At 55.8% G+C, this 11481-nt stretch carries 14 protein-coding genes; all 14 read right to left on the reverse strand.

Features of this window, described 5'->3' with window-relative positions; all coding sequences use genetic code 11:
- The coding region (locus SMC5_RS01825) for a threonine aldolase family protein (RefSeq protein WP_133299141.1) at positions 1-611 on the reverse strand (611 nt) is incomplete at its 3' end.
- A gap of 44 nt (positions 612-655) precedes the next feature.
- Positions 656-1288: an iron-sulfur cluster assembly scaffold protein gene (locus SMC5_RS01830; protein ID WP_119119350.1), complete on the reverse strand. Its 633-nt coding sequence runs from the start codon at positions 1286-1288 to the stop codon at positions 656-658.
- 9 nt (positions 1289-1297) lie between these two features.
- Entirely contained in the window at positions 1298-2479 is a 1182-nt protein-coding gene (locus tag SMC5_RS01835) for a cysteine desulfurase family protein (protein ID WP_119119351.1), read from the reverse strand.
- A 114-nt stretch (positions 2480-2593) separates the two neighbouring features.
- A complete protein-coding gene (locus tag SMC5_RS01840) occupies positions 2594-3532 on the reverse strand; it encodes a ferritin-like domain-containing protein (RefSeq protein ID WP_119119352.1) in 939 nt (312 codons plus the stop codon).
- A gap of 81 nt (positions 3533-3613) precedes the next feature.
- Complete coding sequence (locus SMC5_RS01845; protein ID WP_119119353.1) at positions 3614-4558, reverse strand: thiamine pyrophosphate-dependent enzyme; 945 nt, start codon at positions 4556-4558, stop codon at positions 3614-3616.
- 5 nt (positions 4559-4563) lie between these two features.
- Entirely contained in the window at positions 4564-5733 is a 1170-nt protein-coding gene (gene porA, locus SMC5_RS01850; RefSeq protein WP_119119354.1) for a pyruvate ferredoxin oxidoreductase, read from the reverse strand.
- 14 nt (positions 5734-5747) lie between these two features.
- Positions 5748-6098 carry a 4Fe-4S binding protein gene (locus tag SMC5_RS01855; protein ID WP_119119355.1) on the reverse strand — a complete coding sequence of 117 codons (351 nt, stop codon included), beginning with the start codon at positions 6096-6098 and terminating at the stop codon, positions 5748-5750.
- Positions 6095-6661 (reverse strand): 2-oxoacid:acceptor oxidoreductase family protein, encoded by a 567-nt coding sequence (locus SMC5_RS01860; protein WP_119119356.1) that lies wholly within the window; start codon positions 6659-6661, stop codon positions 6095-6097. Before SMC5_RS01860 ends, SMC5_RS01855 begins: the two co-directional genes overlap by 4 nt.
- 287 nt (positions 6662-6948) lie before the next feature.
- The gene (locus tag SMC5_RS01865; protein WP_119119357.1) at positions 6949-7773 is read right to left on the reverse strand and encodes a metal ABC transporter solute-binding protein, Zn/Mn family; all 825 of its coding nucleotides are present in this window, start codon (positions 7771-7773) and stop codon (positions 6949-6951) included.
- 48 nt (positions 7774-7821) lie between these two features.
- Positions 7822-7956 (reverse strand): hypothetical protein, encoded by a 135-nt coding sequence (locus SMC5_RS11370; protein WP_279386304.1) that lies wholly within the window; start codon positions 7954-7956, stop codon positions 7822-7824.
- A gap of 9 nt (positions 7957-7965) precedes the next feature.
- Complete coding sequence (locus SMC5_RS01870) at positions 7966-9090, reverse strand: sodium ion-translocating decarboxylase subunit beta (protein WP_119089757.1); 1125 nt, start codon at positions 9088-9090, stop codon at positions 7966-7968.
- Positions 9091-9225: 135 nt separating this feature from the next.
- On the reverse strand, positions 9226-9669 hold the full coding sequence (locus SMC5_RS01875) for a biotin/lipoyl-containing protein (RefSeq protein WP_119119358.1): 444 nt from the start codon (positions 9667-9669) through the stop codon (positions 9226-9228).
- A gap of 14 nt (positions 9670-9683) precedes the next feature.
- Positions 9684-9953 carry a hypothetical protein gene (locus tag SMC5_RS01880; RefSeq protein WP_119119359.1) on the reverse strand — a complete coding sequence of 90 codons (270 nt, stop codon included), beginning with the start codon at positions 9951-9953 and terminating at the stop codon, positions 9684-9686.
- A gap of 11 nt (positions 9954-9964) precedes the next feature.
- The coding region (locus SMC5_RS01885; RefSeq protein WP_119119360.1) for an acyl-CoA carboxylase subunit beta at positions 9965-11481 on the reverse strand (1517 nt) is incomplete at its 5' end.

Consider the following 11481-nt stretch of genomic DNA (forward strand, 5'->3'; position numbering starts at 1 on the left):
GCACACAAGCCTTTGGAAAGACAGAACATGACAGAATCGGCATAGGATGCCCACACGTCCGGTGTGATGCCAGAAGCGACCGATGCATTGAAAATCCGCGCTCCATCCATGTGCACTGCAATGCCGCGCTCTTGCGCCTCTGCCGATATCTCGCGCACGTACTCGATGGGCCATACCTTGCCCCCACCTCGATTGTGAGTGTTTTCGATAGCAATAAGGGACGTCCGTGGAAAATGAATATTGCTGGAGTCACGAATGGCATGCTTGACGTCATCAGGATCCATGACGCCCCGCTTGCCTGGGATCTGCCGAGCCTGAACGCCCGACAACATTGCGATGTCGCCAACCTCATAGTAGAAGATGTGGCTCTCGGCTTCCGTAATAAGCTCGTCCCCACGCTGCGTGTGCGTCATGATGGCGACCTGATTGCCCATCGTGCCTGAACACATAAAAAGACCAGCTTCCTTGCCCAGCATTTTTGCGCCCAGTTCTTCCAGTCTGACGACAGTAGGATCCTCGCGGTAGACGTCGTCGCCGACCTCCGCCGTCGCCATGGCGTCCCGCATAGCCTGTGTAGGCTTCGTAACAGTATCAGAACGAAAATCGATCATGGTTCCCTCCAAGCAGATTGAGTTTACTACGATGTGGACAACATTTAGACGTTCTCGACGTTAACCGACTTGACCCCACGGATCTTGCTGACATGCTCGACGATCTCGTTAATCGTCGGGTCCAGGAACTTGTCGTCAGAACCAACACTGATTTCGACCTTCACCGCACCCTGGTCAATGCCGATGTACTTGACCATCTTGAGCGTGATGACATCGACCCCGACTGGCGGCCACAACACATGCTTCAGTTCCTCGGTCACGGTCTTGACGTCAAGCGTGGAATCATAGTCGATGCCCTTCATTTCTTTCTTGTACTTGCGAATGGCAGACCGGAGTCCGTCGACAGCGAGAACCGAGCAGTGCATCTTCACGGGAGGGAGACCCCCCAGCTCGTCGGCAGCCTGTTTCCACGTGATCGCCTCAGCCTCATCGATCGTCTTGCCCTTGGCCAAGTCTGTGATGATGGAACCTGTGGCTATATTGGAGGCACAACCGTAGGACTGGAATTTCACATCCTCGATACGGTCGGTCGCCTTGTCGATCTTGAGGTAGACCGTGATCTCGTCTCCGCATGCGGGCGACCCTTCAGTGGCACAGGCGTCGGCATTCTCGATCACGCCGATGTTGTGTGGGTTCTTGAAATGTTCGATGACTTTCGCAGTGTACTTGATTGCCATGGTACCTCCTTATTGCGCAGGCGGCCTGATCGTGCTCTGAGCGCGCAAGCGTTCCACGATCGGAACCAGCTTTGCCAGAGCAGTATCGACGTCAGCCTCCGTGCTGTATCGAGACAACGTGAAGCGAATCGAGCCATGCGCCTCTTCGTGATTGCGCCCGATCGCCATGAGAATGTAGTTCGGTTTCAATGTCGCAGCCGCGCAGGCCGAACCTGTGTCGACCACGATGTGATCCATGTCGAGGAACATCATGATCGCCTCGCCCTCGATGAACAGGAAACTGTAGCAGAGATGCGACGCGGCCCTTCCGGCGCCATCCGGCCCATTGAGCAGGATGTATGGAATACGCTCACGAATACCGGCCGCAAGTCGGTCGGTGAGGCTTCGCATGTGCTCAACATCCTTGTCGAAGGTCGCGTACAGCAACTCGACGGCCTTGTCGAATCCCGCAATGCCCATCGTGTTGGGTGTACCCGGAACAAGTGGAGAGTACGACTCCGAGCCAAAGGTAATGGGGCGTATCTTCGTGCCCTTTCGTACGTAGAGAGCGCCAACACCCTTCGGACCATGGATCTTGTTGCTGGAGAAGCTCACCAGGTCTGCCTTCACCGCGTCGACATCCAACCGCTGCGTCTGCAGGGCGCTGGCGAAATCCACATGGTATGGAATCCTGCGGCCCACGTGCTGTGACGCCTCGGCAATGATTGCTCCTGCCTGTGCCAGAGGTTCGATCGTACCGATCATGTGGTTGACACCCATCAGACTGACCATCGCCGTGTGCTCATTAAGGACCGAGGAAAGCTGGTCGAGATCATACTTTCCCTCACCATCGACCTTGATGTAGTGAGCCCGGTAGCCTTCCTTCTCCAGTGCCTTGTACACCGCGAGCGTAGCAGGGTACTCGATCTCGCTGGTCACGATCTCTGGTTTGTCGACTGCCTGCGCCCACGTCGAGCCCCACAGGGCGATGTTGATGGCTTCAGTGCCACTTCCTGTGAACACGACCTCATTCTGCGACGCTCCAATGGCGGCTGCAAGCCGGTTCTGTGCTCTCTCTACGAGTTCTGCGGCGCCAGTGCCGCACTGCGTGAATGCTGCCGGTACCGCGTATTCATCAATAGCAGCAGTACGCATCGCTGCCCAGACCTCAGGCGCGACCATCGTACTGCGAAAGTTGTCAAGATAAATCATTGCCTGCCTCCTCTTCCTGCTGTGACCAAGAACAGCCTCGAATGCACAGGATTACTTCTTTCAGCCTATCACAAACAGGGCAAAGTCAACACGTGAAAAAGAGGTGAATGCGCGTCAACGCGTAGAGTGATGGCGGCTCAATTTGTTGTACAAGCCTCTCATGTCTCTATAGTGCTGGACGTCAGAACGGGCTAGCACTAGTGTCTGGCGAACCACATCGGGCTGACTGGAGTACCGCTCAGCAATGGCACGGTATCCCATGATAGCCTTGCGTTCGGCTTCCACGACAACGCCGAGTCCCTGGAGCAGAGCACTGTAGTCGAGAACCTGTCCTGACTTCAGGGAGGCGATCGCTTCCCTGTGTGGCTCATAGACAACGCCCGTGTATGCACGGTACAACTGCTGCAACAACTGAGCGTGGGCAGCTTCACCGGTTGCGAGCAAACTGAATGTTGTCTTCAGACGCCTGTTGGGGGTCATCTCAATGAGTTGCAGGTAGCGAGCACGTGTTTCGACCTCATCCTCGATTGCATCCTCCAGCAACTCCTGGAGACTGAACGGCGCTCCTTGCGCTTCCCGCGCAATGTGCTGTCCAACACGACTTCCAAGTGATCGAAGGCGTTGCTGCGCCCGCCACAGCGTGCGAAGGCTGAAAACCCCGCCAATCGTTCCTCCCTGCCTGACAATGTCATCCTCGAGCTGGGAGATCAGCTCATCACCGCCGCTCAATCGACGTGTCATCACCAGGAATACGGTGACGCCTGCCAGCCCGATCGAGCGAACAAATCCCGATACCGCAGGTACGATAGCCCCATTCCAGTACGGAAAAACGAGAACGAGCCTATCCCCTCTATCGAACGAAACGTTGGGGGTGGTCAGTACTCCCAGATCAAAGCCCCGGACTGCCCGCCTCGCTGCACGCTTCCATCCGGCAGGTAACGCGCTGTAGCGATCGGTAAGACCAAAGAGTGGGGAATCCAGCGCCACCACTACCCCATCGGCTACCATTCGGGAACGCCCCATAACAGAGTAGAACACGATCTTTGTTTCCATTGCGTTGCTCCTCTGATACAATCAGCCCACCGCTATTGTAGCCAGTGGGCTGACGAATACAACGCGCGAGACTCAGGCGTTTTAAAACTGGATGCCGGACTCCTCTATCTTAAGCAGACGAGCCCACTCGTCGTCGATCATCTTCTGCATCTCGACAATGACGTGCTCGTTACCCGGCCGAAACAGATGCTTGAAGCGGCTCTGCCCCTTGAGGAACTCCTCGATTGGTTTGCGGTTGGAGGGCTTGGTGGTAATGTGCACGACACCGTTCTCGATCTCGTACAGTGGCCAGAAGTTGGTCTCGACAGCCAGCTTGGAATATTGCATGGTGAGTGCGGGATCAAAGGACCAGTTGGTCGTGCAGGGCTGCAGAACGGCAAGAACGGCCGGACCATCAGCATTGAAACCCTTCTGTGCCTTCTTATACAGGTCCAGCGTGTTGTGAACTGCTGCCTGGCCGACATACGGAATACGGTGAGCGGCTGCAATCTCAACAAGGTTCTTTCTCCATTGCGGCTTGCCGAAACTAACCTTTCCCGCCGGAACGGTCGATGTGCTGGCGCCAAACGGGGTTGCGCCGCTTCGTTGGTTGCCAGTGTTCATGTAGCCCTCATTGTCGTAGACAAGATACATGAACTTATGCTGACGCTCAAGCGCTCCGGACAGAGCCTGAAATCCTATGTCGTACGTGCCGCCGTCGCCGCCGACCGCAAGAATGTTGACCTCGCTGTCGATCTTGCCACGGTGCTTGAGTGACTTGTAAGCAGACTCAATTCCCGCTGCCACTGCAGCAGCGTTCTCGAACGTCAGATGCATCCACGGAGTGTTCCACGCGGTGAATGGATAAACAGCCGTTGTCACCTCCAGGCACCCTGTCGCGTTGACCACAATGACCGGCTTGTCCGAGGCCGCAAGGACGTTCTTGACTACGGAAGCAATGCCGCAGCCGGCACACATACGGTGACCGGAGACGATGCGTGCATCCGTCCCGGCCGTCTTGAGTGCAATCTCTTGAAGTGTAGGCATCTCAACTACCCCCTCAGTCCGATATACCGCTGGTGCTGTGGATCGAGGTTGCCGGACAGCAGTTCCTCGAAAACAGTTTCGATTTCGGTAGTCATGATGTCGCGGCCGCCCAACCCATAGATGTAGCTCTGCGTCGCAGGTCTTTTGTCCAGTTCGTACAGTACATTCCGTATCTCGGTGTACACGGGTGCATAAGCGCCGAAATCCATCGATCTATCGAGAACACCGACAACCGGAACGTCCTTCAGCGCGTCACGGACCTCAGCATAAGGGAACGGACGGAACAGGATCGGTTTGAGCAGACCCACCTTCTTGCCTTGTGCCCGCATGGCGTCGACAGCAACCTTCGCAGTCCCGGCCGCTGAGTTCAGGACGACGATGACCGCATCCGCGTCGTCGGTCCTGTACGTCTCGAAGAAGGGATACTGGCGTCCGGTAATGGCGGACAACTCTTTCCCCACCTCGGCATACACCTCAAAGACACCCTTCATCGCTTCTTCTTCAGCACGCTTTACCTCAAGCAGGTAGTCAGGCAGGACCATTGCCCCCACCGTCCGGACATGCTGCAAGTCGAGAAGCCCTCTGTCCAGAGAGCGAACTCCGACAAACGCTCGAATAGCAGCATCGTCGAAGATCTCGACTGGCTCGACAGCGTGGCTGGTGATGAATCCGTCCTGATTGACCATGGCCGGCAGCTGCACCCTCGTGTCTTCTGCAACACGGATGGCAAGCAGCAGGTTTTCGTAGACTTCCTGGGCATTCTCACTGAAGATCTGGATCCAACCAAGAGTAGTAATGCCCATGACGTCGGAATGGTCGCAGTGGATATTCAAGGGAGCCGAGATCGTGCGGTTGACAAGTGGCATGACAATTGGCAACCGCAGACCCGGCGTAGCAGCAACGATCTCCCACATGAGCGCAAGCCCCTGCGACGACGTCGCTGACATTGCTCGAGCACCTGCTGCCTCTGCCCCGACGGTTGCCGACATGGCGGAGTGTTCTGACTCGACGGGCACCATCTCTGTATCGACAATTCCATCTGCGACGTACTTCGCAAACTGCTCTACGATTGGTGTCTGGGGCGTGATCGGATAGGCCACGACAACATCGGGATTAATCTGTCGCATCGCCTCCGCAGCAGCCTCAGCACCAGTAATTGCTTTCCTGACTCCCATAGTTGTTCCCTCCTCTACAACTTGCAAGAGGCTTGCTCAGCCTCTTCTTCGCGAACCATACTGAGACATTTAGATGGACACTCATGCGCGCAGATACCACATCCCTTGCAATAATCGAGGTTTGTCTCCACGCGTATGGCCCCTTTGAACATGCGTCCGCCCTTTCCAGCGACTCCTTCGTCGCTCTTGGTGACGGGAATAGCCATATCGGGACAGTAGTTTACACAAATCATGCAATGGATACATTCGGAAGCGTTCCAGACAGGACGGAGAACACGCCAACCACCGGTCTTGTAACCAAGCGATGTGGCTGGTGGCAGCTCTACACCGAGTTCAAGTTCTTGCCATGTCTTTCTTTCGCTCATTTGAACACCTCCTCATAGCCCTTTCGGAGCATGCTGATATTCTTCTGGACTTTCTCTTCTCCTATCTTTGGCAGGAAGTGCTCGCGCAAGACATACTCCAGTGACTCCATCTTGACAATGCCAGTCAACTTCACAAGAGCCCCTAACATCGGCACGTTCGGTGTATCCATACCGAGCAATTCCAGTGAGATGCCGGTAGCATCGACACCGTAGAGGGCGCCGTCAAACTGCGCCAACTTCTTGATCTCAGCGGAACAGACCTTGGTGTTGACGATGAGGATGCCAGTGTCGGGCAAGCCCGCTGCAACCGCAATGGAACGCATGATGCCAAAATCGAGCACCAGGACGACATCAGGGTTGACAATTGGCTCATGACTCCTGAGTACTTTGTCGGCAATTTTGGTATAAGAAACGGTCGGAGCCCCACGACGCTCAGACCCGTATTCAGGGAACGACTGGATATACTTGCCCTCCCTGAACGCCGCCTCAGCCAGCAACTGGGACCCCGACTTGGCTCCCTGGCCCGCTCTCCCATGCATTCTGACTTCATAAACTTCCTTCATGTTTCCTCCCCTTTCCAGACCTCGATCACAGATTCGTGGTTCCATGACATACGTTCGTGCAGAATGCCCTGCAATACTCACAGAGCCACTCCTGGAACCAACCATGCAAAACAGAACTAACCAGAAACACTCTGTACCAAACGACGTCTACCAGCCCTTCCTGCGCAAATATTATAGAATGCATGGGGGCAAAAAGCGATAGAATATCAAGAAACCGTCACAGTCCAGAACAGTACCGTCGACCTCTCTGAGAGGTGCTGGGCTCCTGCATCGCGGCCTGCGTGTACCTACTTCCCGATCGCCGATCCAAGCAGAGTCAGCTGACCTTCAAGCCAGGGCACAAAGGCACCTTTAGCCGTTGCACCAAGAGCGTCCAGACTGCAGGCAACGATACCGTTTAACTGTCGACTGACTCCGGTGCTGCCTCCAGGAGCAACATTCACGACTACGACCTTGGTCTTCGCTCCGGACCCCCAGCCAGCAACTCTCGAAGCCGCCTCTGCCCCCGAGAGATCAAGACCCTTCAGGTCCGGCTGAACCACAACCTGCAGCCCATAGTCCCTGGCTGCGCTTGACCACGTTGTGTCCCCTGCCAGAAACGCCCTGGTACCAGCACTCCAGACCAACCGTTTCAGCCGCCCATCCGCCTGGCTGCACTGGTCCACGAACGCTGCATATCGCGAGTCGAACTGCTCCTTCAGCTCCGGGTACATAACATCCAGCGTATCGCGCATCAGGCGAGCCATGTCTGCGACATCTCGAAAAGATAACCAGGAACAGCCCGGAGTGCCCTTATCCAAAGCGGCAGAGAGACTGACGAAGCGCACGCTCCCCTGCTCCATCTCGTTGGACCATGCGTCGACGGAGGCTCCGGTCTGGAAAACGACAGCACTCTTGGACACAAGCTCTTTCACATTCTGGAGAGGCGCCCCATTGTCTCCAGCAAGAACCTGGACCTGCAACGCGGTACCAGCGATAGCCTGAGCGATCATGGCCACAGGCTTGATGGTCCCCGAGATGATCGTGGGCTGCACAACGGTGCGCGGACCACAACCGGACATCAACATCGTCAGGACTATGGTAAAGGCGAGGATCGTTCGAGACTTGATCACTTATCCCTCCTTTAGGAGTCCGCTACCGTCGGAAACTCGTGTTGCCGATTACGTGGAATCATCTTTTCGGGGGAGGATCCTCAACAGAAGCTTGATGAGACCGTAGAAGATTCCCAGCACGGCAAAGATGAGGATATAGCTTAGTCCGCTGATGCGCAGACCCTCAGCAACAACAGTATCCATGGCTACCTCCTATCGTACCAGGGCCAGGATCAGACCTCCTGCAATGATGGAGGCGATCTGCCCTGCCACGTTTGCCCCAACGGCATGCATGATGATGAAGTTACTGCCATCTTCCTGCTGCGCCATCTTCTGGATGACGCGGGCAGACATCGGAAACGCCGATATGCCGCACGCACCGATCATCGGGTTGATCTTTCGTTTCCGGAACAGGTTGATCAACTTCGCGAAGAGGACTCCACCCGCCGTATCGAACACGAAGGCAATGAGACCCATCGCGATGATGAGGAGCGTCGTCGGATTCAGGAATTGCTTTCCTCCCATAGACGACCCTATCGTGATGCCCAACAGGATGGTTACCAAGCTGGAAAGCTCATTCTGAGCAGTCTTGGAAAGACGCTCCGTTACCCCGGATTCACGCAGCAGGTTACCAAACATGAGGCTGCCGATGAGAGCCACGGACATGGGCGCTATGATACCGGCGATAAGGGTCACAGCAATGGGAAAGATGACTTTCACCGTCCTCGATACCTCGTGTTCAGGGTTCTCCATGTGAATCATGCGCTCTTCGCGGGTCGTGAGTGCCCGAATGATCGGTGGTTGAATAATTGGGACAAGCGACATATAGGAATAGGCGGCCACGGTGATCGGGGCCAGCAATGCCGGAGCAAACCGCGTAGCGACATAAATCGCCGTCGGTCCGTCGGCTGCCCCGATGATTCCAATTGCAGCAGCTTCTCTGAGACCTGGAATACCCGTGACGCCGGGGATACGCCCGACCAACAGAGCCAGCATCATCGTAAAGAAGATCCCGAATTGCGCTGCTGCTCCAAAGAACAACATCTCGGGATCCTGTAGAAGTGGACCGAAATCGATCATTGCTCCCACGCCGATGAAGATGAGGATGGGGAAAAGCTCATTCGTGATACCGCCCTTGAACAAGACGTCCAGGAAGCCACCACCGACCGCTGACGAAAACGGGATGTTGGCCAGCAGGCAGCCAAATCCCATGGGTAACAAGAGGTTCGGCTCATACTCCTTCTTCACTGCGAGCCAAATAAGCGCCAGACCGACGCCAAACATCGCCCATACACGCCAGTCTGCCATACCGACAATACCACGCAGCAAGTCTGTCATACGCTACCCCGCTTTTTTTCGAAGTGTGCTTCCTGCAGTCATTGTACCAGACCAGGCGAGTTCTCCAAAAATGCGGAACGCTCCTCGTGAGCCAATGTCTCCGAAGAGCGTTCCGACCGAGCAGGCTACTGCCTCTCAGGCAAGCTTGAGCAGAAGATCCCCAGTCTTGACAGTCTGGTTGGACTCGACAGCAACTTCCTCCACCGTACAATCACGTGGAGCAAGAATCTCGTTCTCCATCTTCATGGCTTCGATAATAAGCAAGGTATCGCCCTTCTTCCACGAACTCCCAGGAGTGGCAATGACCTTCAGGATCTTGCCAGGCAGTGGCGACTTCATGGCTGTCACACCGCCTGCCGAAGCAACGGGTATTGGGGCCGTCGGGCTCGCAGCAGGTGCCTGAGCCGACACTGTCCTGGGTGCAGGTACGGGCGCTGGAGCGGGGGCAACAACCGGAGCAGAAGCAACGGCCTCCGGAATTGATACTGGCGAATGTTCGAGTTTCTGGACTCCTGCTCCTGCTTCTTCTACGTCAACGTCAAACGTCTTGCCATTAACAGTGATCCTGTATTTTTTCATGGTTTGTCCTCTCGTCAGCGCCAGCGTGGCCTGACTGACTGTTCATATGGTGGCCGTCTCCATGCCACATTGGCAGTGGGCAATGGTGGTTCCAACTGGTGGAACGACACTCCGGCAGCGGCCATCGCGCCTAGCACTGCTGCTGCAGAGCTGTCGTCGAGACTCGTCAAATCAGACAGGAACGCAGGAATGTCCTCTTCTTCGACCGCAGCCAACGCTGCACCTGCAACAACAGCCAACTCCTCGTCGGTCACGTCCTGTCCGTGCAAATCCATACGAATCATGTTGTCCCTTCCTAGAGCGGAATGTTCCCGTGCTTGCGCGTCGGTCGTTCCTCGCGCTTGTTTACAGCGGCTCTGAAGGAACGAATAATGCGGCTTCTGAGCTGAGATGGCTCAAGAATGTCATCGACGAGACCCCGCTCTCCGGCCACATATGGGTTATAGAGCTTGTCTTTGTAGTCGGCGATGAGCTTTTGACGGGTGGCCTCCGAATCTGAAGCCTCGCGGATCTCCTTCGAGAAAATGATCTGGGCAGCGCCATCCGCCCCCATTACAGCAATCTCGGCCGATGGAAGAGCAAACACGAAATCTGCGCCAAGATCCCGGCATGACATCGCGATGTACGCTCCACCATATGCCTTGCGGAGGATAACAGTTACCTTGGGCACAGTGCACTCCGAGAAAGCGTAGAGAAGCTTGGCTCCGTGCCGGATAATGCCCCCGTACTCCTGGTCGACACCTGGAAGGTATCCGCCAACATCCACCAGCGTGAGTAACGGAATATTGAACGCGTCGCAGAAACGAACGAAGCGAGCGGCCTTGTCTGAGCTGTCGATATTCAGGACTCCTGCCATCGACCTAGATTGATTGGCTACCACTCCGACGACTTGCCCGCCCATGTGCGCAAAGCCAACGCAGATCGACTTCGCGAAACCCTCAGCTATCTCGAAGAACTTGCCTTCGTCAGCCAGACTTCCTATGACCTTGCGCACGTCGTATGGCTTGTTCGCTTCCGCAGGGATGATGTCCCCGATTTCCGCCGTACTTCGATCGATGGGGTCGTCGCTCTGCGCCGCAGGAGCGTCTTCGCTGTTGTTCGCAGGCAGGTAGGACAGGAGCTCACGGATCAGCCGGATAGCCTCCTCATCATTGGCTGCTGCCAGATGAACGTTGCCGCTCTTCTCGGCATGCACAGTCAGACCCCCAAGCTCCTCGTCTGTGACTTCTTCGCCCGTTACGCTCTGGATGACTTTGGAACCAGTAATGAACATGCGAGCTTGCTCGGTCATGACGACAAAATCCATGATACCTGGTGAATACACTGCGCCACCGGCACAGGGACCCGCTATCATGGAAATCTGGGGAATGACTCCTGAACTGATCGTGTTTCGGTAGAAGATGCTGGCGTAGCCCTTCAGCGAGTCTATTCCCTCTTGGATGCGAGCTCCGCCGGAATCGCTGATACTCACAATGGGAGCTCCATATTTCACGGCAAGGTCCTGAACATGAGCGATCTTGGCTGCGTGCATCTCGCCGAGTGAGCCCCCTGCGACCGTGAAATCCTGAGAATAGACGAAGATCAGGCGACCATCGACGTACCCGTGACCTGTGACCACGCCATCGCCGGGCAATTCCTGCTTGTCCAGACCAAATCCGGTATTCCGGTGACTCACGAAGACATTTTCTTCCTGGAATGACCCCAGGTCCAGCAGGAGTTCGATGCGCTCGCGTGCAGTCAGCTTGCCGGCTTCGTGCTGTTTCTTGACACGACCGGGACCTCCGCCTGCGATGATCTGCTCTCTTTTCGACC

It is taken from the genome of Candidatus Cryosericum odellii, assembly GCF_003570935.1.
GTDB classification, from domain to species: domain Bacteria; phylum Caldisericota; class Caldisericia; order Cryosericales; family Cryosericaceae; genus Cryosericum; species Cryosericum odellii.